Annotated in this window: 17 protein-coding genes and 1 pseudogene; 5 read left to right on the plus strand and 13 right to left on the minus strand. The window is 73.5% G+C overall.

The window, feature by feature from the left end; genetic code table 11:
* Positions 1 to 22: 22 nt before the first annotated feature.
* Positions 23 to 2,323: an MMPL family transporter gene (locus tag ACTVZO_RS03695; protein WP_443296957.1), complete on the plus strand. Its 2,301-nt coding sequence runs from the start codon at positions 23 to 25 to the stop codon at positions 2,321 to 2,323.
* Positions 2,324 to 2,355: 32 nt separating this feature from the next.
* Here ACTVZO_RS03695 and ACTVZO_RS03700 read toward each other — a convergent pair whose 3' ends face one another.
* The 9 genes and pseudogenes from ACTVZO_RS03700 to ACTVZO_RS03740 form a co-directional block, all read right to left on the minus strand.
* Positions 2,356 to 3,186, minus strand: a complete 831-nt coding sequence (locus tag ACTVZO_RS03700) for a PaaX family transcriptional regulator (protein ID WP_443296958.1) — start codon at positions 3,184 to 3,186, stop codon at positions 2,356 to 2,358.
* A 58-nt stretch (positions 3,187 to 3,244) separates the two neighbouring features.
* Complete coding sequence (locus tag ACTVZO_RS03705) at positions 3,245 to 3,970, minus strand: maleate cis-trans isomerase family protein (protein ID WP_443303035.1); 726 nt, start codon at positions 3,968 to 3,970, stop codon at positions 3,245 to 3,247.
* A gap of 126 nt (positions 3,971 to 4,096) precedes the next feature.
* Positions 4,097 to 5,002, minus strand: a complete 906-nt coding sequence (locus tag ACTVZO_RS03710) for a fumarylacetoacetate hydrolase family protein (RefSeq protein WP_443296959.1) — start codon at positions 5,000 to 5,002, stop codon at positions 4,097 to 4,099.
* Between the two features lie 15 nt (positions 5,003 to 5,017).
* Positions 5,018 to 6,133 carry a cupin domain-containing protein gene (locus tag ACTVZO_RS03715; RefSeq protein WP_443296960.1) on the minus strand — a complete coding sequence of 372 codons (1,116 nt, stop codon included), beginning with the start codon at positions 6,131 to 6,133 and terminating at the stop codon, positions 5,018 to 5,020.
* A complete protein-coding gene (locus tag ACTVZO_RS03720; RefSeq protein WP_443296961.1) occupies positions 6,130 to 7,131 on the minus strand; it encodes a carbon-nitrogen hydrolase family protein in 1,002 nt (333 codons plus the stop codon). The genes ACTVZO_RS03715 and ACTVZO_RS03720 overlap by 4 nt, the downstream gene beginning before the upstream one ends.
* Before the next feature lie 11 nt (positions 7,132 to 7,142).
* Positions 7,143 to 9,446: an oxidoreductase gene (locus ACTVZO_RS03725; protein WP_443296962.1), complete on the minus strand. Its 2,304-nt coding sequence runs from the start codon at positions 9,444 to 9,446 to the stop codon at positions 7,143 to 7,145.
* Positions 9,428 to 10,006: an acyl-CoA thioesterase gene (locus tag ACTVZO_RS03730; RefSeq protein WP_443303036.1), complete on the minus strand. Its 579-nt coding sequence runs from the start codon at positions 10,004 to 10,006 to the stop codon at positions 9,428 to 9,430. Before ACTVZO_RS03730 ends, ACTVZO_RS03725 begins: the two co-directional genes overlap by 19 nt.
* Positions 9,998 to 11,599: pseudogene (locus ACTVZO_RS03735) on the minus strand (AMP-binding protein); the annotation flags it as partial. The gene ACTVZO_RS03730 and the pseudogene ACTVZO_RS03735, both read right to left, overlap by 9 nt.
* 137 nt (positions 11,600 to 11,736) lie before the next feature.
* Positions 11,737 to 12,165: an ATP-binding protein gene (locus ACTVZO_RS03740; RefSeq protein ID WP_443296963.1), complete on the minus strand. Its 429-nt coding sequence runs from the start codon at positions 12,163 to 12,165 to the stop codon at positions 11,737 to 11,739.
* Between the two features lie 222 nt (positions 12,166 to 12,387).
* Between ACTVZO_RS03740 and ACTVZO_RS03745 the strand changes: the two genes are divergently transcribed.
* A complete protein-coding gene (locus ACTVZO_RS03745; RefSeq protein WP_443296964.1) occupies positions 12,388 to 13,392 on the plus strand; it encodes an alpha/beta hydrolase fold domain-containing protein in 1,005 nt (334 codons plus the stop codon).
* Positions 13,382 to 14,113 carry a phosphatase PAP2 family protein gene (locus tag ACTVZO_RS03750; RefSeq protein WP_443296965.1) on the plus strand — a complete coding sequence of 244 codons (732 nt, stop codon included), beginning with the start codon at positions 13,382 to 13,384 and terminating at the stop codon, positions 14,111 to 14,113. Before ACTVZO_RS03745 ends, ACTVZO_RS03750 begins: the two co-directional genes overlap by 11 nt.
* 636 nt (positions 14,114 to 14,749) lie before the next feature.
* Here the strand turns inward: ACTVZO_RS03750 and ACTVZO_RS03755 are convergent.
* The 4 genes from ACTVZO_RS03755 to ACTVZO_RS03770 form a co-directional block, all read right to left on the minus strand.
* On the minus strand, positions 14,750 to 15,550 hold the full coding sequence (locus tag ACTVZO_RS03755) for a hypothetical protein (RefSeq protein WP_443296966.1): 801 nt from the start codon (positions 15,548 to 15,550) through the stop codon (positions 14,750 to 14,752).
* Between the two features lie 89 nt (positions 15,551 to 15,639).
* Positions 15,640 to 16,647: a LacI family DNA-binding transcriptional regulator gene (locus ACTVZO_RS03760; protein WP_443296967.1), complete on the minus strand. Its 1,008-nt coding sequence runs from the start codon at positions 16,645 to 16,647 to the stop codon at positions 15,640 to 15,642.
* Positions 16,648 to 16,690: 43 nt separating this feature from the next.
* Positions 16,691 to 18,217: a carboxylesterase/lipase family protein gene (locus ACTVZO_RS03765; RefSeq protein WP_443296968.1), complete on the minus strand. Its 1,527-nt coding sequence runs from the start codon at positions 18,215 to 18,217 to the stop codon at positions 16,691 to 16,693.
* A gap of 144 nt (positions 18,218 to 18,361) precedes the next feature.
* Positions 18,362 to 19,060 carry a phosphatase PAP2 family protein gene (locus ACTVZO_RS03770; protein ID WP_443296969.1) on the minus strand — a complete coding sequence of 233 codons (699 nt, stop codon included), beginning with the start codon at positions 19,058 to 19,060 and terminating at the stop codon, positions 18,362 to 18,364.
* 685 nt (positions 19,061 to 19,745) lie between these two features.
* Here ACTVZO_RS03770 and ACTVZO_RS03775 point away from each other — a divergent pair.
* Together ACTVZO_RS03775 and ACTVZO_RS03780 are read left to right on the plus strand one after the other, a co-directional pair.
* Positions 19,746 to 21,008 (plus strand): MFS transporter, encoded by a 1,263-nt coding sequence (locus ACTVZO_RS03775; protein ID WP_443296970.1) that lies wholly within the window; start codon positions 19,746 to 19,748, stop codon positions 21,006 to 21,008.
* An 82-nt stretch (positions 21,009 to 21,090) separates the two neighbouring features.
* Complete coding sequence (locus ACTVZO_RS03780) at positions 21,091 to 21,282, plus strand: hypothetical protein (RefSeq protein ID WP_443296971.1); 192 nt, start codon at positions 21,091 to 21,093, stop codon at positions 21,280 to 21,282.
* Positions 21,283 to 21,353 lie beyond the last annotated feature (71 nt).

The following is a 21,353-nucleotide window of genomic DNA, read 5'->3' on the forward strand; positions in this document are numbered from 1 at the left end:
TGCCGTCTCCTCCCGCACCCGGATGATTCGCCCGCTTCCCGCTGATGAGCTGGACATCGGCCGGGAGACCCCGGCGAACCACCCACCGCAGAAGGACACCAACGTGATCCGCGCCCTGACCGGGTTCTCCACCCGCAGCCCGTGGAAGGTCATCGCCGTCTGGGCGGTGCTGGGCATCTTCCTGACCGTGCTCAGCCAGCCCCTCGTCTACCGGGTGACCGAGACCCGGAGCGGCGCGTTCCTGCCCGGGCAGTACGACTCGGCCGCCGCGCTCCGGATCGCCGGGGAGGAGTTCGGGTTGAAACCGGACGGCAACGCGGTCACCGTGCTCGTGGCCCGCGCCGACGGCGGGCCGCTCACCGAGGCCGACGAGCGGCAGATCGGCGCCGTCGCCGGGCAGCTGAGCAGCCGACGCGTCGAGATGCCCGCACCGAAGGAGGACGAACCGCCCGCCTTCCTGAACGAGGACCACTCCCAGACCCCCGCCGTCAGTCCCGCGATGACCGCGCCGGACCGCGCCTTCGGGCTGCTCTCCGTCAAACTGACCGGCAACTCCCTGGACCCCGGCCTCCAGCGCGTCTACCGCGTCTTCCACGACCGGGCCGAGGAGGCCTTCGAGGCGGCCGGGATGCGCACCGGATTCACCGGCGGACTCGCCGACCTCACCGACACCGCCGACGCCGAGAAGACCACGCAGACCGTCGTCGGCATCGTGATGGTCGGCCTCATCGTGCTGATCAACATCCTGGTGTTCCGCAGCGTCCTGGCCGCCTTCGTGCCGCTGCTCGCGGTGGTCATCGTCGGCGGGGCGGCGGCGGGCACGGTGATCGGCGGCGCGATGCTCACCGGCATCAAGCTGGACCCCTCCACGCCGAGCATGATCAGCGTCGTACTCATCGGCATCGGCGTCGACTACTTCCTCTTCCTCCTCTTCCGCTTCCGCGAACAGCTGCGCTCCCGCCCCGACCAGCCCGCCCGGGAGGCGGCGGCGCACGTCAGCGCCCGGGTCGGCACGGCCGTCACCTCGGCCGCCCTGACGATCGTGGCCGCGTTCGCCACCCTCGCCGTCGCCACCTTCGGACAGTTCCGCGTCCTCGGTCCCGCCATCGCCGTGTCGGTGCTGGTCATGCTGCTGGCCAGCCTCACCCTGATGCCCGCGCTGCTCGCGGCCACCGGACGCCGGATGTTCTGGCCCTCGCGCGCCCTGGAGCGGCAGCCCGCGGAGGGGACGGCCTCCCGCTTCGGCGCCCTGGTCGCCCGTCGGCCGCTGCGCCTCGTCCTCGCCTCCGTGGCCCTGCTGGGCGCCCTGTCGGCCGGACTGGCCGGCATCCGGATGGACTTCGGCCAGGGCGGCGGCAACCACGAGACCCCGGCCGCGGCCACCGCCGCCGAGATCTCCCGCGCCCTGCCCGCGGGGGTGTCCGACCCGGCCACGGTCTACGTCACCGCGAAGGACGGCCGCGCCCTCGACCCCCAGCGGATCGAGGCCCTGCCCCGGGCCCTCGGAGCGGTCGACGGCGTCGGCAGCATCGGCCCGACCACCCTCAACGAGGAGCGCACGGCCGCCCGTTTCGACCTCTACCTCACCCCGGGACCGCAGACCCGGCAGGCCCGCGACCTCGTCTCGGGGCCCGTCCGCGACGCGATCGCCGACGCCGTCCCCGCGGGGACCGAGGCCCATGTCGGCGGTACCGCCGCGGTCTTCGCCGACATCTCCACCGCCGTCGACCACGACCTGCGGGTCGTCTTCCCGGTCGCCGCGGTGCTGATCGCCCTCATCCTGCTCGTACTGCTCCGCAGCCTGCTCGCCCCCGCGATCCTCATGATCGCCGTCGGCCTCGGGTTCGCCGCCACCCTCGGCGCCTCCGCGCTCTTCTTCCAGCACCTGCTCGACGAGCCCGGCGTCAACTTCGTGCTCCCGCTGGTGCTGTTCCTCTTCGTGGTCGCCCTCGGCACCGACTACAACATCCTGATCAGCGACCGCATACGCGAGGAGATGGAACGCCCAGGACCGGCCCGCGAGGCCGTGGCCCGGGCCGTACGGCACACCGCGCCCGCCATCGCCACGGCGGGAGTCGTCCTGGCGGCCTCCTTCGGCAGCCTCGCCGTCAACGTGAACCCGTCCACCCGGCAGATCGGCTTCGCCACGGCGCTCGGCATCATGCTCTCGGCGTTCGTCCTGTCCATCGTGCTGGTGCCCGCGCTCGCCGCGCTGCTCGGCCGCAGGACCTGGTGGCCGGTCCGCCCGGGCGGCGCCCGGGGCCGCCACCAGACCGAACCGCTCGCGTCCCGTCCGGACCACGACCGCGTGTCCGTCGGCTAGCCGCCCCGGCCCGGCCGGGAGGGCCTCAGCCCTCAGGCCTCAGCCCTCAGGCCGGTCACGTCCTGGACGTGGCGCAGGCTCGGTTCCAGCAGCACCGTGTGGAGCTGCTGGAACACCTGGCGTGCCGCGACCGCGTTCCAGTCCCCCGGGAGCAGTTCGGTCGGCAGGCCCGGATCCAGGTAGGGCAGGCGGCGCCACTGGGTGAGCAGTGGCACGTAGTGGCGGAACGCCTGCGCGGGGTCCGGGTCCGGCCCGGCGGCGAGCCCGGCGGCGACCGGCGCGTAGGTGTCGGTGAAGGCCGCGTACTGGGTCTGGATCGCCGGGAAGTCCCACCACGAGCTGACCGTGTCGGGCAGGTCGCTGAAGGCGGCGTACTCGGCGGCGAACAGGTGGACGTAGTCGCTGAGTCCGAGCCGCTCCAGCATGCCGCGCGCGTCGTCGAGCAGCCGCCCCGGGGCCAGCCAGACGCCGGGGGCGATGTTGCCGAAGCCGAGCCAGGTCAGCCGGGTGCGCAGCTGGTAGCGGTGCGAGCGCTCGGACTCGGGGACGGAGAAGACCGCCATGGCCCAGCCGTCGGCGAGGTCGGCGGGTTCGAGGCTGGCGAAGATCCGGCGGTCCCCTTCGTCGAAGACGGGGTGGACGGCCGGGCCGAGGCGGTATCCGGTGGCGCCGCGGCGCTCCGGTTCGAGGACTCCGCGCTTCTTCAGGCGGGAGATCGCCGAGCGTACGGCCGGCCCGTCGACGTCGAGTTCCGCCATCAGCGTGATCAGGTCCGCGATGGAGATCCAGCCGCCGAGGCGACGCAGGAACGCCCCGTAGACCGTGTTGATCAACGAGCTGGGCCGAAGGGGGCTGTCCGACATGATCGCCTTCCGTTGTGCGCGGTCGCGATCATATCGAGCCGCCCTCCGGCCCCTCGGGCTACCTGGGCAGCGGGCTCTGCGCGTAGGCGCCGGAGAGCAGGTGCCCGGCTCCCGGGGCCACCGCCTCGAGGTCCAGGGCGCGCAGCATCTGGTGGGCGGTGCAGACGGCCGCGGACACGACCGGCTTGCCCAGCAGCTGTTCGGCCTCCTCGATGGCGGTCAGCGACGGCATCTGCACGCAGGCGGACAGGACCACCGCGTCGGCCTCGGCGTACTCCAGCGCCCGGGCCAGGCCCGGGAGCCGGGCCGGGTCGTGGGCGGCGACGTCGAGGTTGTCGGGGATCTCCAGGGCCCGGTGGTCGAGGACCTCGATGCCCTCGTGGCCGAGGTAGTCGACGACGGTCCGCGTCAGCGGGCGCATGTACGGGGCGAGCAGCACGATCTTCCGGGCGCCGAGCGTGTGCAGCCCGTGGACCAGGGCCCCGGCGCTGGTGACCACGGGCGCCGGGCCGCCGTTCTCCGCGGTGCGCAGGTGCAGGCGTTCCTGCGCGGTGCGGTGGTAGCCGAGGCCCATGCTCATGATCGCGACGAGGCATGCGTAGCCGAGGACGTCGACGCGGGCGTCGGACAGTTCCACGGCGCAGCGGTCGGAGTCGGCGTCCATGGCCTTGAGCTGCTCCGGCGTCACATGGGTCATGCGCATCCGGCTGGAGTGGAACGTGAAGCGCTCGTGGGGGAAGAGGGTCTGGCGGGCCCGCAGGATCGCGGGGATCTCGGTCTCCATGGTGACGTTGGAGCTCGGCACGATCTGGCCGATACGGAAGGTGCGGTCCGTGCGGTCCGTGCGGTCCGTGCGGTCCGTGCGGTCCGTGCGGTCCGTGCGGTCGGTGCGGTCGGGCATGGGTGCTCCTCAGCGGGCGTCGACGACGGGGTTGGTGAGGGTGCCGATCAGCTCGACGGTGGCCTCCACCGTGTCCCCGGGGACGAGGAACTCCGGCGGGACCATGCCGGCGCCGACGCCCGAGGGCGATCCCGTCGCGATGACGTCGCCGGGCTCCAGGGTCATGCCGGAGCTGATGTCGGCGATGAGGCGGGCGATGGGGAAGAGCATGTGGCGGGTGTTCGACTTCTGCTTGGTGACGCCGTTGACGCGCAGCGAGAGGTCGAGGTCCATCGGTTCGGGGACCGCGTCCGCCGTGACGACCACCGGGCCGAAGGGGGCGTAGGAGTCCTGGCCCTTGGAGAAGAACCACTGGCCGGAGCGGCGCTGGTCGCGGGCGCTGATGTCGTTGACGATGCCGTAGCCGAAGACGTACCCGTACGCCTCCTCCTCGCTGACCCGGAACGCGGTGCGGCCGATGACGACGGCCAGTTCGCACTCCCAGTCGAGCTGGGTGGTCAGGTCGGCGTTGTGCAGGATGGGCTGCCCCGGGCCGGTGACGGCGGTGGCGGGCTTGGAGAACAGGACCGGGCGCGGCGGGCGCTCCTTGTCGGTGTCCAGGCTGCGGCTGGACTCCTCCACGTGCTCCACGTAGTTGAGGCCCACCCCGATGATCTTGCCGGGGCGGTGCGGGGCGCGCAGGGTGACCTCGTCCAGGCGGTGCACGGATCCGGCGGGCCGGTCCGCCGGGTCCGCGGCGAGCAGGCGCCCGGCGGTCTCCAGCGCGGCGGGGCCTGCCTGGATGAAGGAGAGCAGGTCGTGCGGGAGGCGGACTCCGGCCCGGTCGGCGAGGGCGGCCAGGTCGACGACGAGGCCGTCGGCCTCGGCGCCCAGGCGTTCCACGGAGTCGGCGGTGGTGAAGGTCAGCAGTCGCATGGGAGTTCCTCGGGGTCAGGCGGTGACGGGCTGGTGGCCGCCGTGGTCGGCGTACGCCTCTTCCCGGTGGAAACCGAGCGAGCGCATGACGGGGAAGTCGTTGAAGGAGAACAGGCAGGCGTCCTCGGACCGGTCCGGGTTGTGGTGCTCGTGCCAGGCCCAGGACGGGACGCAGAAGATGTCGCCCTCGGTCCACTCGAACCGCCGTCCGGCGATCACCGAGACCCCCCGGCCCTTGGCGGCCGTGTAGATCACCGATCCGGTGTGGCGGTGCGCGCGGGTGGCCTGGCCGGGGCGCAGCAGCTGCATGTGGGCGCCCATGGTGGGCATGACCGGACCGCCGGTGAGCGGGTTGGTGTACTCGGCGATGACTCCGTCGTACGGGGAACCCTCACCGGCCTTGGCCAGGCCCAGCAGGGCCTCGTACGTCGGCTCCCAGGGAAAGGCGAGCAGCGGCGAGTAGGGCCGGGTCCACTTCTCCGCGCCGTACGGCAGCAGGTTCGCCGCGTAGGTCAGGACGGAGGAGTTGATGACCTTTCCGGGCTTCTGGTACAGCTCGGGGTGCACCTCGTAGAACCCGGCGTCCAAGGCGTTGACCAGCGGGATGTCGAGTCCGTCCTGCCAGATGACGGGCGCGTCGGACGATTCGTTGCCGTGTTCGTGCCAGGTGCCGTTGGGGGTGATGGCGAAGTCGCGCGGGCCGACCTTCAGCTTCTGCCCGTCGACGATCGTCCAGGCTCCGGTGCCCTCGTGGACGAAGCGCAGGGCGGCGGCCTGGTGGCGGTGTGCGGTCATCGCCTCCCCGGGCCCCATGATCTGCAGGCCGGTGTAGAGGAGTCCGGCGGCGGCGCTGACCTCCCGGCGGCCGGGGTTGACGAGCATGACCACGCGGCGGCCGGCGTCGTCGGCGCGGACCAGGCCGAGCGCCTTGTGGACCAGGGGGCGCAGGTCGGCGTAACGCCACAGCACGGGCACCGACTTGGGCTGCGGGTACCAGGGCTCGATGTCGTTGGCGACGGTCCACAGGGCGCCCGCGTCGAGGGCGCCGAGTTCCTCGTAGTAGGCGGTGAGTTCGGGGGTGTCGGTCACCCGGGCGCGGCCGAGGGCGGTGTCGTTCTGCTCGGTGGTCATACGTCCTCCTCGGAGGGGGTGGTCGGGGGGCACGGGGGCACGGTGAACGTCACGGGCGGGCGCGGCCGGTTGTCGACTTCGAGGCGGAAGACGTCGAAGCGGTTGTAGTGGCCGACGATGTCGTGCATCTGCTTGGGCTGGACGCAGCGGGCCAGGTCGATCTCGCCGTAGACGATGCCCTCGTCGTCGACCAGGGGCTCGCTGACCGGGCGGCCGTCGGGGCCGAAGATGCCGGACAGGGCGCTGCGCGGCCGGGTGAACTGCTTGCGCAGCTCCTCGTCGTCCCCGGCGAGGAGGTCGACGATCTCCGGGGAGACGGTGGAACAGGCGACGACCGAGAAGACCTTGCCCTCGAAGCTGTGGGCGGCGGTGCGGACGGCGATGGCGTCGGCCATGTCGTAGTCGGCCGGGGCCACGGGCAGGGCGATGTAGCAGGAGGCGTGCACGAGTTCGCCCTGCGCGAGGAGGGCGAACCGGGCGAGGGTGTTGGTGTTCTCCCCGCAGGCCAGTACGCCGAGCGGCCCGACGGGCGTGTCGTGGACCCGCAGCGAACTTCCGTCGCCGCCGGTCCAGGTGAGCTTCTCCGCCCAGGTGGGCACCAGCTTGCGGTGCACGCCGAGGAGTTCGCCGTCCGCGCCGATGGTGAGCAGGGTGTTGTGCAGCACACCGAGGCTGTACCGGACCCGTTCGTTGACGCCGATGACCAGCGTGACGCCGTACCGGCGGGCGGCGGCGCACAGGGCGTCGACGTGCGGGCCGGGGACGTCGACCGAGGCGGCCCGGAGCCGCTCGAACCAGGGTGAGCCCTGGACCGGGTTCATCGTCCAGTTCCAGTACGGGTATCCGGGGACGAACACCTCGGGGAACACGACGAGTTCGGCGCCGTTGCCGGCGGCCTCGGCGATCAGGGCGACGGCCTTGTCGACGGTGGCGGCCGGATCGAGGTAGACGGGTGCGGCCTGGACGGCCGCGGCCGTGAAGCGGCGCAGGTTGTCCATGGGGACCTCCGCTATCGGGGGGCGGGCGCCGCGGCGACGCGCGGCAGCCAGCGCCGGTGGACGGGTTCGGCTGCCGGGCGCAGCAGTTCGAGGCGGGGCGGCACCCGGTCGGTGCGGGCGGCGGGCGGGCGGCGGCGGCCCGCCGCCCAGGACGGCGCCCAGGGCGCCGCGGGCCCCTGGTAGCCCTGGGCGGCCGCGGCGTGCAGGGTCCACAGGGGGTCGTGGAGCTGGGCCCGGCCGACACCGCAGAGGTCGGCCCGGCCTGCCAGGATGATGGAGTTCACGTCGTCGTAGGTGGAGATCGCGCCGACGGCGATGGCGGGGACGCCGGTGGCGTTGCGGATCAGGTCGGCGTACGGGGTCTGGTAACTGCGGCCGTACCGGGGCCGTTCGTGGGCGACGACCTCTCCGGTGGAGACGTCGATGGCGTCGGCGCCCGCCTCGTCGAGGGCGCGGGCGATGGCCACGGCGTCGGCCTCGGTCAGACCGCCCTCCGCCCAGTCGGCGGCCGAGATCCGTACGAGCAGGGCCTTGCCGAAGGGCCACACCGCCCTTACGGCGCGCAGTACTTCGAGCGGCAGGCGCAGCCGTCCGGCCACGTCGCCGCCGTAGGCGTCGGTGCGCCGGTTGGTCAGCGGCGAGAGGAAGCCGGAGAGCAGATGGCCGTGCCCGAACTGGAGTTCCAGCGCGTCGAAGCCGGCCCGGTCGGCGCGCCGGGCCGCGGACACGAAGTCCCGTACGATCGCGTCCATATCGGCTCGGTCGGCCTCGCGCGGCAGACGGCTGAGCTCGTCCCAGGCCAGCGCCGAGGCGGCCACGGGCGGCCCGTCACCGGTGGCCGCGCGGCGTCCGGCGTGGGTGAGCTGAATGCCGATGAGGGTGTCGCACTGGCCGTGGACGAAGCCGGTGATGCGCTCCCAGGCCGCTTCCTGCTCGTCGTTCCACAGGCCGGGACAGCCGGGGGTGGCCCGGCCGTCGGCGCTGACCGCGGTCATGCCGGCGAGGACGAGGCCGGAGCCGCCGAGGGCCTGGGTGCTGAGGTGGACGAGGTCGAAGTCGCCCGGGACCCCCTCGCGGGCGGTGTCCAGTGCGGTGGGCGGTACGACGACCCGGTTGCGCAGCAGCAGGCCGCCGAGCCGGAACGGCCGGAACATGGGCGGCACGGCCGAGGAGCCGTTGACGGCACTGGTGAAGTCCTCGTCCCGCACGCGCAGGTTGTCGTAGGTGACGCGGCGGCTGCGGGTGAGCAGGTTGAAGGCGAACTGGTGGGGGTCCTGGCCGGTGTACCGGTCGATGTGCTCGAACCATTCCAGGCTGGCCTGGGCCGCCCGCTGGGTCGACTCCACCACGGGCTTGCGCTCCTCCTCGTACGCGCCGAGCGCGCTGGGCACGTCGGGGTGTTCGTGCAGGCAGGCGGCCAGGGCGAGGGCGTCCTCCATGGCGAGCTTGGTGCCGGAGCCGATGGAGAAGTGCGCGGTGTGGGCGGCGTCGCCGAGCAGCACAATGTTGCCGCGGCGCCAGGTGCGGTTGCGGACGGTGGCGAACCGCAGCCACTTGGAGTTGTTGGGCAGGAGCCGGTGGCCGTCGAGATGGTCCGCGAGGAGCTGCTCGCAGCGCCGGATGCTCTCGGTGTCGCTCGCGCCGGGCGCAAGGACCCGGCCCTGCGACTCCGCGAAGCCCGCGCGGCGCCAGGACTCCTCGGACATCTCCACGATGAAGGTGGACCGGGTGTCGTCGTACGGGTAGGCGTGCACCTGGAGCGTGCCGAAGTCCCGCTCCTCGACGATGAAGGTGAAGGCCTCGAAGACCTTGTCCGTGCCGAGCCACATGTAACGGCCGGCGCGTTCGTCGAGGTCGGGGCCGAAGGTGTCGGCGAAGGCCGCGCGGGTGGCCGACCGTACGCCGTCGCAGGCCACCACCAGGTCGTGCGTGGCGGCGAGTTCGGCGGCCGGCGGGGCCTCGGTGCGGTAACGGACGTCGACCGCCAGCGCGGAGCAGCGCTCCTGGAGGATCCGCAGCAGGTGCCGGCGGCCGAGGGCGGCGAAGCCGTGGCCGCCCGAGGTGAGGGTGCGGCCCCGGTAGCGGATGTCGATGTCGGTCCAGCGGGCGAACCGCGCGGACATGGCCTCGAACGTCTCGCGGTCGGCCTGGGCTATGCCGTCGAGGGTCTCGTCGGAGAACACGACGCCGAAGCCGAAGGTGTCGTCGGGAGCGTTGCGCTCCCAGACGGTGATCTCCCAGTGCGGGGAGAGCTGCTTGGCCAGGGCCGCGAAGTACAGCCCGCCGGGTCCTCCTCCTATGACTGCCACGCGCACGGCGTGCCTCCCAGTGGTTCCGAAGCGATCAGGAGCTCGGCCCGTTGCGGACCCGCTGTGGTGAGTACGGCCCGTACGTCCTCGGGCCAGGGGGTTGAGCCGGTGGCGCGGGCGGCCGAGTGGGCGACGACCATCCGTCCGGTGGCCGCCTCCTCCCCGTGCTCGCCGTGGACCGTGAAGGCGTAGTGCAGGGAGCTCGCGCCGACCTCGGTGACCCTGAGCTCGGTGCGCACGGCGTCCCCGAACCAGAGCCGCGCCCGGTAGTCGGCCTCGAAGTGGACCCGGGGCGTGCTGCCGAACAGCTGGGCCAGGCCCAGGCGGCGCAGCAGCACGGCCTCGGCCGCCTCGACCCAGCGCACGACGGTGGAGTGGTGGTAGTGGCCGGCGGCGTCGGTGTCGGGCCATTCGACGCGGCGCTCGACGACGACGCTCGGCAGCCGCGCGGGGGCCGCGGGGGCCGGCGGGGCGGCCGGCGCGGCGGGTTCCGGGGGCGGGGCGGATTCCGGGGGCGGGGCGGATTCCGGGGGCGAGGCGGCCGTCCGGGCCGCCAGGGTGCGCAGTTCGGCGCGCCGGAGCTTTCCGGAGCCGGTGCGCGGGAGCTCCGTCACGAACTCCACGGCGCGCGGGTACTTGTAGGGGGCGATGGCCTGCTTGACGTGGTTCTGCAGTGCGCGGACCGTGTCCGGGTCCGCCGGCACGCCCGCACCCAGGACCACGTACGCCTTGACGATCATGCCGCGCCGTTCGTCAGGGGCGCCGACGACACCGCATTCCTCGACGTACGGGTGCGCGGCGAGGGCCTTCTCCACCTCGGGGCCCGCGATGTTGTAGCCGGAGGAGACGATCATGTCGTCGCTGCGGGCGACGTACCAGAAGTAGCCCTCGGCGTCGCGGACATAGGTGTCGCCGGTGATGTTCCAGCCGTTCCTGACGTACGAGGCCTGGCGCGGGTCCGCGAGGTAGCGGCAGCCGGTGGGGCCGGTGACCGCGAGGAGGCCGGGCTGCCCGTCGGGCACGGGATCGCCCTGTTCGTCGACGACGGCGGCGCGGTAGCCGGGCACCGGTCGGCCGGTGGAGCCGGGCCGGATGTCCTCGTCGGCCGCGGAGATGAACACGTGCAGCATCTCGGTGGCACCGATGCCGTCGATGATCCGCAGCCCGGTGGCCTCGTGGAACGCGTGCCACACCGAGGCGGGCAGCGGCTCTCCGGCGGACACGCAGCGGCGCACGCCGGCCAGCCGGTCCGCCGCCCCGGCCGCCATGATCGCGCGGTAGGCCGTGGGGGCGGTGAACAGCACGGTCACGCCGTGGGCCTCGACGAGCTCCGCCAGCTGCATTGGGGCCGCCTGCTCGATCAGCAGGGTCGCGGCGCCGACGTACAGCGGGAAGACCACGAGCCCGCCGAGCCCGAAGGTGAAGGCGAGCGGCGGCGTGCCCGTGAACACGTCGTCCGGGCGGGGCTTGAGGATGTGCTTCGAGAAGGTGTCCGCATTGGCGAGGACGTCGCGGTGGAAGTGCAGGGTCGCCTTGGGGCGGCCCGTCGTGCCGGAGGTGAAGGCGATCAGCGCCACGTCGTCGGCGGCCGTGGCGACGGTGGTGAAGCGGCCGTCCTTGGCCGAACACCGCGCGGTCAGGTCCTCGGGGCCGGGTCCCCCGTACGGGAGGACGGGCAGACCGGGCAGGTCCGCCGCGTCGAGCTCGCCGGTGTGGCGGTGGTCGCAGATCGCGGCCGCCGGCCGGCTGATGTCGTGGAGCTCGGCGAGTTCGGCGGCGCGCAGCAGCGGCATGGTGGTGACGGCGACGCAGCCTGCCTTCAGGACGCCGAACCAGGCGGCCACGAGCCAGGGGTTGTTCGGACCGCGCAGCAGGACGCGGTTGCCGGGACGCAGGCCGAGGTCCTCGGTGAGCACCTGGGCGACCTGGTTGGCCCGGTGCCGCAGCTCGCCGTAGGTCCAGCGGTCGGTCGGGGTGAGCAGGGCGGGGCGGTCGGGGCCCAGGGTCTCGACGGCGTCGTCGAGCAGTCGACGGGCGCAGTTGAGCCGGTCCGGGTAGGCCAACTCCGCTAGATCGAAGTGGAGTTCGGGCCAGAGGGGGTCGGGCGGCAGCCGGTCACGACAGAAGGAGTCGGCGTACGCGGAAGGGGAGAGCTCCATGGGGCGGCACCTCAATCAGGGAGCAGCGGGGGAGACGGGAGCAAGGTATGTCGAATATTTGGCGTCCGTCAACATTGCGCGATATCGCTGCGCCGCGACCACCCTTCGCACGCCCGCCGTACGGCCGGCCGCGCGGCTCAGGCGGCCGGAATTCGCACGTGCACGGACTTTCCGAACCCGTCTGCCACCACGGCGAGTTCACCGCCCAGCCCGGCCACCATCAGCTGCACCATCAGCAGCCCGCGCCCGTTTTCGGCGTCGGGGTCGAACGCCGCGCGGGGCGAGGGCAGGCGCGGCAGCGAGGCACCCTGGTCGGCGACCTCCAGCCGGAGCCATCCGCCGCCGGCGGCCACCACCACCCGCATCCGTCCGGCGCCCACGTGCCGGACGACGTTGCCGACGAGCTCACTGACGGCCAGCAGCAGGGCGTCCGATTCGTCGAGGGGAACCCGCCATCCGTCGGGCACGGCCCGCACCCGGGCCCTGACCTGCGGAACGGTTGCCGGGAGGGGGTCGGTCACCCAGTGGGTGACGCTGCGGACCGAGCTGCCGGTGGTGGTGAGCATGACGTGCTCCCGGAGGGGAAGGCGGCACATCCGCTGGAGTGGCTCGTGTAACCGATCCCGAATCGGGTCAGCTCCCGGGCTTGTGGTCAGCGGAAACGCATCGCTAGAGTCGTGATTACACGTGTAACACGTTACGTCTCCCCCGGTGGCCTGCGCAAGCATTTCGGACAAACGTCACGAAGCCTGCCCCCGCCCCGGCCGCCCCGCCTTGGAAGGGCCGCAATGACGCAATCTCCCCCGGCATCTCCCCCCTCCGGATTCGACGCCGCCGACATGACCTGGCCGCCTCCCCCGTACCGGCTCCCCGTCCCGGCCGTGACCGGCCCGGACGGCGTCCGCCGCTTCGACGGGATCACGTACGCGACCACGCCCGGCTACCGTCCCCGGCTGCTCGACGTGCAGGTGCCCGCCGGCGAAGGCCCCTTCCCGGCCGTCGTCTGGATCCACGGCGGCGGCTGGCTGGACGGCGACCGCCGCTACCCGCCGCCGACCGTGCCCGCCGCGCTGCTCCACGGCGCGGTGGCCGCGGCCGGGCTCGCGCTGGTCTCCATCGACTACCGGCACAGCCTCGAAGCGCCCTTCCCGGCGCAGCTGCACGACGTGAAGGCCGCGATCCGCTACGTCCGTGCGCACGCGGACGTCCTCGGCATCGACCCCGCCCGCATCGGCGTCTGGGGCGAGTCGGCCGGCGGCCACCTGGCCGCACTCGCCGGTCTCGTCGGCCCCGGCTCGACGGACGGCGCCGCGCTCGAGGGCACGGAGGGGGTCGGCTCCGGGGAGACCGCAGTACGCGCCGTCGTCGACTGGTACGGCTGCTCCGACCTGGTCGCCCTGGCCGCGCACCCCATGCCGCCGATGCCGTCCGAGGTCGCCTTCCCCGACCCGTACGAGGCCCTGCTCGGCGCCCCCGTCGCGGACGGCCCGGAGCCGGCGCGGGTGGCGAGCCCGGTGACGTACGCCGCCGGTCCGCACCTGCCGCCGTTCCTCCTGGTGCACGGGACCCACGACGGGCTGGTCCCCTACAGCCAGAGCGAGGCCCTCGCCGAGGCGCTGGGGAGCGCGGGGGGCGAGGTCACCCTGCGGCCGGTCGAGGGCGCGGACCACATCTTCCTCGGCTCCCCGGACATCGCCGGGATCGTCGCCGAGAGCGTGGCGTTCCTGGCGGGGCACCTCGCTGCGACTGCCGCTGCCGCTGCCGCCGCCCCGAGAGCCGGCCATGACCGGTAGACCCGCGACCGCCGCCGACGCCGACACCGTCCGCCTCGCCGACCCCGCAGGCCACACGGTCGGGGCAGTGCGCGGCCGGGGCAGCCTCGTCCTGGGGCTGCTGCTCCTGGGGAGCGCGGCGGTGACGGGCCTCGTGGTCCGCGCCGACGTCGGCGATCCGCCGTTCCAGGCGCTGGACGAGCGCTGGCTGGCCTGGATGGGCGGCCCACACGAGGGCCCGTACGCGGCCGTCGCCTCGGCCCTGAACTGGTTCGGCGGCCCGTTCGGCGCGGTCGTGCCGCTCGGCCTGCTGGCCCTGCTGCTCCTGCGGGGGCGCCGGGTCTCGGCCGGCTTCCTGCTGCTCGCCTTCCTCGGCGGCAACATGCTCGTCGTGCAGGGGCTCAAGCACCTGGTGGACCGGCCGCGCCCGGCGAACCCGCTGGTCCGCGTCGACCACGGCTCCTTCCCGTCCGGGCACGCCGCCACGGCCGCGCTGCTGGTCGTCGTGGTCGGGGCGGTGCTGGTCCCGTCCGCGCGGCGGCGGCTGTGGTGGGCGGCCGGAGCGGTCTTCACCCTGGCCATGATGTGGAGCCGCACCTGGCTGCACGCGCACTGGCTCAGCGACACCGTCGCGGGGGCCGCGGCGGGCGCCGGGGCCGGGCTGGTGGTGTGGTGGCTCCTGATCCCGTCCCTGACCCGCGAACACACCCGCCTAGCCGCCCGCGCGGCGCCCCCCGCCTGACCCCCGCCGGGCCGGCCCTGATCCGAGGCCAGGCCCGGCACGGACCGACGCCCTGGCGGGCCGGGTCCCCCAACGGCCAGGCCCGGCACGGGCGTGGGGCGGGGCCCCTCCGGAGTGTCTCCTCGGCTCGCGCACCAAGCCCCGGCTGCGAAGCGCCGGACCAGGGTTGCGCGCTCGTCCTGCGGGGACCCTCCTGCGCGCCCCCACCCCACACCCAGGCTCCGCAAGCGACTGCCCCGCCCGCCGGGGTTCGGGAGGCGAGGGGGGTGGGGCCGTGCAGGGGTGTCCCCGCAGGACGAGCGCGCAACCACGGCCGAAACCCTCGCAGCCAAGCCATGGTGCGCGAGCCGAGGAGACACCCCGGAGGGGCCCCGCACCCCTCGCCTCCCGAACCCCGGCACCCCACCAGCCCCGCCGGCGATTGAGGCGCGGGGCCCCGGGGCAGCGCCCCCGCAACAAAGCCGCACCCGCAACCCCCGGCCACGGCCCAGCCGCAAGCCGAGGAGACACCGCGGAGGGGCCCCGCACCCCTCGCCTCCCGAACCCCGGCACCCCACCAGCCCCGCCGGCGATTGAGGCGCGGGGCCCCGGGGCAGCGCCGCCGCAACGACGCCGCACCCGCAACCCCCGGCGGGCTCAGCTCCGCGACTGGAGCCGCTTCGTCAGGATTCCGCCCGCCACCATCAGCGCCACGCCCAGCCACCACACGTTGCCGTCGAAGACGAGCACGGCGATCCCGATCGGCACCAGCAGCCCCGCCAGCGGGAGCAGCAGGCCGGCCAGGCGGGGCGGTTCGGCGCCCTGTCCGGCGGCCGCCCGGGCCGCGCGGGCCCGGACCACCTCCGGGTACCAGCCCGTGAACCGGAGGGCCGCGACGATCGCCAGGATCTGGATGATCCAGCCGGTCCAGATGTTGTTCGGATTGTGCAGGACCAGGTCCCCGTAGCCGCCCGCGAGGGCCGCCACCAGGAAGGCGAGCCCCCACACCGCCGTGATCACGTAGTTGGTCCGGACGAAGGTGGGGGTGTGCCAGAGCGCGGGGTCGACCTGCTCGCGGGCGTACTGGAGGGTGAAGGGCATCCCCACGGCCATGGAGCCGAAGGCGATCACGGCCAGGGTGATGTTCGCGAGCTCGCCCGCGTACGTCTCCAGCCAGCGCAGCGTCCCTGCGCTCGCGGTGGCCCCGACGACGGCCAGCGCGGCGAAGAACACCACGTCGGCCAGTTCCAGCAGCTTCCACGAAGTGCCCCGGTTGACCACGCGGCTCAGCACGATCAGTGTGGCGGCCGTCGCCAGCGCGATCCCGACCGCGATCTCGAACCGTCCCGGTCCGACGAGCAGGGAGAAGACGATCCACGGCGCCATGCCGATGACCGGGTTCTCCAGGAATCCGGACAGTGCTCCGGTGCCCCCGCCGTTTGCCTCGCTCCGCCGCATGCCTCCATCGTCCGCGCCCCGCGGCCCACCGGCCATCCGGGGAGGCACGGGGGCCCGGCGGCCGGCCCCGGGGCGCCCCGGCGGCCGTGTCAGGAGGTCTGGCGGTGGACGAGGACGGCTTCGACGGGCTTCACCGGCGGGGCCGTTCCGGTGTCGATCTGCTCGTGCACGGTGTCGGCGATCCGGGCGGCCGACGGCAGTTCCAGCCGCACCGTGGTGAGCGCGGGCTGCTGGAGCGAGGACAGGACCAGGTCGTCGCAGCCCACCAGGGCGACGTCGTCCGGTACGCGGACGCCCTCCGCCTGGAGCGCGTGGAGGAGCAGGGCCGCGTATTCGTCGTTGTACGCGAAGACGGCGTCCAGGCCCAGGCTCCGCCACCGCCGGGCGAGCTCGGTCGCGGATTCGCGGGTGTAGGCCAGCTCCAGGGGTGTGACCGTGGCCATGTGACGGGCGGCGACCGATTCGGCCCCCGCGAGGCGCGGCCGGGCGAGCGTGCCCAGGCCGCGTTCGAGGGGCATGACGACGCCGATCCGGCTGCGGCCGCGGGCAATGAGGTGTTCGGCGGCGGCGGCACCGATCCTGGCGTGGTCGAAGCCGACGGTGTGCACGCCCTGAACGGGGTGGGCCGCGAAGGCGAGCAGTCCCCGGACGCCGGCGCGGCGCAGCAGCTCCGCCGCCTGGCCGCCGAAGCGGTCGCCGTCCATGGCGACGACCGCCGCGGGGCGCATCTCGGCCCAGGCCCGGGCGGCGTCGAGGGGGTCGGGGAACCGGCCGGCGTGGAGCACGGCCGTGTAGCCGTGCCGGTCGAGCTCGCTGTGCAGGTCGTCCACCCAGTCGCTGACGAGACGGCCGATCGCGGAGATCGACGCGGGCATCAGGACGAGGTTGCTGCGGCCGGCCCGCAGGGAGCGGGCGGCGGCGTGCGGGACGTAGCCGAGCTGCCGGGCCGCGTCGCGCACCCGGGCGCGGGTGTTCTCGCTGACGCGGTGGCCGGGGGTGTCGTTCAGCACGAAGGAGACGGTGGCGCGTGACACCCCGGCGAGCCGGGCCACGTCGGCACTGGTGATGGAGGCGGGGACGCTTGTGTCTTTGGCCATGACGTCCCTCGGAGCTCCTTCTGCCTGACTCGTACGGCTCCTTTCAGGTTACACGAGTCAGATGAAGCCGCCGGGAATCGCCGGCGAGATCGTCGAGGGCGCCGACCACCGAGTCGAAGCGCATCGTGGTGCGGGTGGCGGTGTCGTACGGATGCCATCGCGGCAGGTCGGAGTGGTTGGGATCGCCGGTGCGGACGAAGCCGATCCAGGCCTGGTGCATGGCGTGCGCGAGGCCGTCGCGGACGGCGGGGGCGATCCCGGCCACGAACGGGGCGTGCGCCCACTGGTCGAAGTTGTCGAAGGCGAAGGGCAGTTCGAGGCAGTGCGCGGCGCCGAGCCGGCCCTCGTAAGCGGGCGCGGGCAGGTCGAACTGGTAGGCCCAGACGGGCCGCCCGAGCTCCGCCCTGGCCTCGGCCAGCCGTACGGCGGGGACCCGGAAGAGCTCGTCCGTGATCAGGTCCATCAGGACGTCGTGCGGGCGGGCGCCGGGGCGGGTCCGTTCGTACGCCGCGTACACCGCGGGGGCGCGGGAGCCGCCGAAGGTCTCCGCGATGCGGTCGGTGACCTGCTCCCGGGTCGCGGCGGCGTACCGCTCGTCGAGCGCGAAGCCGAAGGCGGCCTCCTCCCGGGTCCAGCCGATCATGACGTCGATGCCGGCCGCCGCCCCGCCCAGCAGGGCCTCGGCCGGATGCCGGGGCAGGGTGGCGCCGTCGATCACGGGCAGGAAGGGGGTCGGCCAGTACCCCCACCGCATGGTCCGCCCGAACAGTCCGGCGGCCGCACCGATCAGCTCGGGCCAGGGCAGGGTGCGCAGTTCGGCCTGGTCCTTGACCCCGGCGAGCTCGAGGTAGGCGGCGGTGCGCTCGAGGGCCGCGGCCGGGTCGGGGAGGTCCAGGCCGAAGGGCGGGCTCTGCAGGATGACCCGCTTGATCAGGCCCCGTGCCTGCGGATGCCCGGCGAGCGCGGCTGTGGACACCGCGCCGCCCGACTGCCCGGCGACCGTGACGGCGTCGGGGTCGCCGCCGAAGGAGGCGATGTTCTCGTGTACCCAGTGCAGGGCGGCGAGCTGGTCGGTGAGCCAGTGGTTGACGCCCTCGCCGGGGCCGAGACAGAGGTAACCGAGCGGCCCGATCCGGTAGTTGATGCTCACGACCACGAGATCGCCGTCGCGGGCGAAGGTCGCGCCGGAGTAGCCGGGCAGCGACCCGGAGCCGGACACGAAGCCGCCTCCGTGGATCCAGACGAGCACCGGGCGGCGGGCCCCGTCGGCGGCGGGCGTCCAGACGTCGAGGGTCAGGCAGTCCTCGTCGAAGGGGGGCGCGCCGTGACCGCCGAGCACCGGGTCGCCACCCTCCTGGTAAAGCTGCGGCGCGCTCGGCCCGTCGGCGGTGGCGTCCCGGATCCCGCTCCAGCCCGCGTGCGGCCGGGCCGGGCGCCAGCGCAGGTCGCCGACCGGCGGTTCGGCGTATGGCACGCCGCGGAAGACGAGGAGCCCGCCCTCGTCCGCGCCGCGGAGCCGCCCTGCGGGCAGGTCCACGACCATCGGGTCCTCGCCTGGGGAGTGAGCCATGAGCCGGTCCTTCCTGATCGCGTGCCGGATGCGCGCCGACACGACGAGACTATTGCGTACAATTATCGACCGTCAACATTTCGCAATATCCGAGCGGGTCCGTGGCTCGCTCCGTGGCTCGGACCCGCACGGCCCGCCCGGGACTCACAGCCACAGGCTGTCCGCGGCCATGCGCTCCGCCTCCGCACGCAGCAGCGAGGCGAACACCCGCCACAGCACCAGGCAGGTCCCGGCGCCGAGCAGGGCGCCGGCGAAGGTGTCGCTGAGCCACTGGGCGTGCAGCCAGGTCCTGCTCCCCATCATCGCGAGGACGTACACGGCACCGACCGGCCACCACCAGCGTCGCGCACGGGGCGGGAACACCACCAGTCCGGCCACGATCACCAGGGTGACGGCGCTGAACACCTGGCCGGAGGGGTACGAGCCCTCGTTGACCAGGACCCACGGGTGCGGCGGACGCGGGCGGTCGGCGAGCTGCTTGAGCGGCAGCAGCACCACGCCGTTGGCGGCGACCGCCGCCGCGAGGACGAAGAGCGACGAGCGCCAGCGCCCGTACACGCACAGGACGCCGATCAGCGCGAGCGGCAGGATCATCCCGAGCGGGCCGCCGAGCCGGTCGAGGACGAGGGCGAAACCGCCGTCCCCGGTGGTGGACGCGTTGTTCACCGAGGCCTCCCACCAGTCGTCGAACCCCTGGAAGAAGGGCCGTTCGACCGTGCTGAGCAACAGTGCGACGAGGAAGGGCACGAGCAGGAGGGCGATCCCCCAGGGGAGTGCATGGCGCGGCGGAGCGGTCGGCAGATGGTGCGGGGGCGGCGGCACACGGGAGGGCGAGTGCGTCATGGCGGGCCTTTCACGGGCGTCCCGGTGAGCGGACACGGGAGGGCGAGCAGCGGGGACGGCTACGGAACGGACGGCGGGCGAACACGGCGACGGGACCAGCGGCAGGCGGCGCGCGACAACGACCGCGCGGCCGCCGACCGACTGACTGACCGGCCGACTGACCGGCCGACACGGAACGTCCTCACCGCCACCGCCGAGCGGAAGTCCCCGGAAAGGCAGGCGAAGAGCGAAGCCAACGGCCAGGCCGAGGGGCGAAGCAGACGGCGGAGCCGAGGACCACGGCGAGGCCGCGCCAAGGGTCGTGCCGGGGGTGAGCCGGACGTGGGCCCGTGCGGTCGGGGCCGGGCCAGCGGCTCGGATCGTCGCGCTGCGGCACGGAGTATGGCCGAGACCCGGCCCCCGCACAAGCGTTGGTTACACGTCATGGCACAAGGGATCTCCGGACGGTCACGATCCGGACCAGCACTCCGCCAAACCTCTGGCGGCGGCCGGAAATGGGTGCTACACAGTGTCCAGCGCCGTCGGTGACACGTGTAACAACATCAGGTCGGCCGCGCTAGTACGCCGCATCTCCCGGCGCCCCCGGCCGCTGCCGCGCGCCCCGCACCACCCCACTCCTCCCCCGCCCCCGCATGCGGCGCCCCGCTCACCGCCACCTCCCCGCTCCGTCCCCCGAGGAGTCGTCATGGCCCTGCCCGACGTCGTCCATCCCGTCCCCGCCGCCCCCGAACCACCGCGTCAGCGCGGCCTGTTTACCCTGCTGCTAGTCGCGAACTCCGCGATGATGGCGGTCTACATGGGCGTGGGCTCGGTCCTGCTGCCCCTCCAGGTCGCCGCCATCGACCCCGTCAACAAGGTCGCGGTCCTGGGCCTGATCGGCGGAGTCAGCTCGATCTTCGCCACCGCCTTCAACCCGATCGCGGGCGCCCTCTCCGACCGCACCGGCCGCCGCGGCCCCTGGATCCTGGGCGGCGCCCTCGCCTCGCTCGCCGCCCTGGCCCTGCTCGGCAGTGTGAGCACCGCGCTCCTGGTCGGCACCGCCTGGTGCCTGGCGCAGGCGACCATGAACGTCTACCAGGCCGCGGTCACCGCGATCGTGCCCGACCGGATCCCGGCCGCCCGCCGCGGCACCGCATCGGCGCTGGTCGGGCTGGGCCTGCCCATCGGCGGCACGGTCGGCGTGCTCATCGCCTCCCAGACCGCGGACCACCTGCGTACGGGCTACCTGGTCTTCGGCGCGATCGTCGCCGTTGCCGCGCTGCTGCTCACCACCTTCTGCCGGGACGTCCCGCGCACCGCGGCCGCCGTCGAGGCGGCAGCCGCCGCGGCCGCCCGTCCCAAGGGCTCCGGGATCGCCGCCTTCCTCTCCTCGCTGTCCCACCACGACTTCCGGTGGGCTTTCATCGGCCGGGCCCTGATGGTCCTCGGCTACTTCTCGGTCGTCGGCTACCAGCTGTACATCCTCGACGACCACATCGCGCTGCCCGCCGGTCTGACCCCGCCCGCCGCGATGGCCGTGCTCACCCCGGTGTCGATGGTCGCGATGGCCCTCTCCACGGTGCTCGGCGGCCTGCTGTCCGACCGGTGGGACCGCCGCAAGGTGTTCGTCGGCGTCTCGGCCGCCCTCGCCGGACTGGTCATGGCGGTCCCCGTGATCAGCCCGACCTGGACCGGCATGATCGTCTTCAGTGCGCTCAACGGCCTCGCCTTCGGCTGCTTCATGGCCGTGGACACGGCGCTGGTCACCCTCGTCCTGCCCCGGGCCGAGGACGCCGCCCGCGACATGGGCGTCCTCAACATCGCGAACGCCGGGCCGCAGATCGTTGCCCCCTTCGTCGCCTCGGCCATCGTCACCGGACTGGGCGGCTACACCCCGCTCTTCCTGGCCGGCGGGGCCCTGTCGCTCATCGGCGCGCTCGCCATCCTCCCGATCCGCAGCGTGCGCTGATCCGGGCGCCGGGTCCGCCGGACCCGGCGCCCCCGTACTCCGCCCCCCCACCCACCCGCCCACCCTCCGAAGGAGCATCCCCGTGACTCGCAAGCGCGTTCTGCCGCTGGCCGCCCTGCTGCTGTGCACCCCGGCCCTGGCCGCTACGGTCCCCGCGGCCGCCGCCCCGCGGACCGCCGGCCCGGCGCCCGAACGCACCGCCCCGCTGCGGATCCTGCTCACCAACGACGACGGGTACGACGCCGGCCTCGGGGAACATCGGTACAGCGGTTAACGCTAAGCCGGTGATCATGGCCTCTACCACGGGCGGCAGGCCCGGCGGCGAGGTTCGGTGGAAGATCCCTG

The organism is Streptomyces sp. IBSNAI002, from assembly GCF_052244475.1.
In the GTDB taxonomy this organism is placed as follows: domain Bacteria; phylum Actinomycetota; class Actinomycetes; order Streptomycetales; family Streptomycetaceae; genus Streptomyces.

Excerpts from the sequence above, each read along its gene's own strand:
- ACTVZO_RS03755 (WP_443296966.1), bottom strand. The coding sequence starts at position 15,550 with ATGCGGCGGAGCGAGGCAAACGGCGGGGGCACCGGAGCACTGTCCGGA.
- ACTVZO_RS03765 (WP_443296968.1), bottom strand. The coding sequence starts at position 18,217 with ATGGCTCACTCCCCAGGCGAGGACCCGATGGTCGTGGACCTGCCCGCA.
- ACTVZO_RS03775 (WP_443296970.1), top strand. The coding sequence starts at position 19,746 with ATGGCCCTGCCCGACGTCGTCCATCCCGTCCCCGCCGCCCCCGAACCA.
- ACTVZO_RS03700 (WP_443296958.1), bottom strand. The coding sequence starts at position 3,186 with ATGTCGGACAGCCCCCTTCGGCCCAGCTCGTTGATCAACACGGTCTAC.
- ACTVZO_RS03750 (WP_443296965.1), top strand. The coding sequence starts at position 13,382 with ATGACCGGTAGACCCGCGACCGCCGCCGACGCCGACACCGTCCGCCTC.
- ACTVZO_RS03720 (WP_443296961.1), bottom strand. The coding sequence starts at position 7,131 with ATGGACAACCTGCGCCGCTTCACGGCCGCGGCCGTCCAGGCCGCACCC.
- ACTVZO_RS03715 (WP_443296960.1), bottom strand. The coding sequence starts at position 6,133 with ATGACCACCGAGCAGAACGACACCGCCCTCGGCCGCGCCCGGGTGACC.
- ACTVZO_RS03760 (WP_443296967.1), bottom strand. The coding sequence starts at position 16,647 with ATGGCCAAAGACACAAGCGTCCCCGCCTCCATCACCAGTGCCGACGTG.
- ACTVZO_RS03705 (WP_443303035.1), bottom strand. The coding sequence starts at position 3,970 with ATGGAGACCGAGATCCCCGCGATCCTGCGGGCCCGCCAGACCCTCTTC.
- ACTVZO_RS03740 (WP_443296963.1), bottom strand. The coding sequence starts at position 12,165 with ATGCTCACCACCACCGGCAGCTCGGTCCGCAGCGTCACCCACTGGGTG.
- ACTVZO_RS03745 (WP_443296964.1), top strand. The coding sequence starts at position 12,388 with ATGACGCAATCTCCCCCGGCATCTCCCCCCTCCGGATTCGACGCCGCC.
- ACTVZO_RS03770 (WP_443296969.1), bottom strand. The coding sequence starts at position 19,060 with ATGACGCACTCGCCCTCCCGTGTGCCGCCGCCCCCGCACCATCTGCCG.
- ACTVZO_RS03710 (WP_443296959.1), bottom strand. The coding sequence starts at position 5,002 with ATGCGACTGCTGACCTTCACCACCGCCGACTCCGTGGAACGCCTGGGC.
- ACTVZO_RS03695 (WP_443296957.1), top strand. The coding sequence starts at position 23 with ATGATTCGCCCGCTTCCCGCTGATGAGCTGGACATCGGCCGGGAGACC.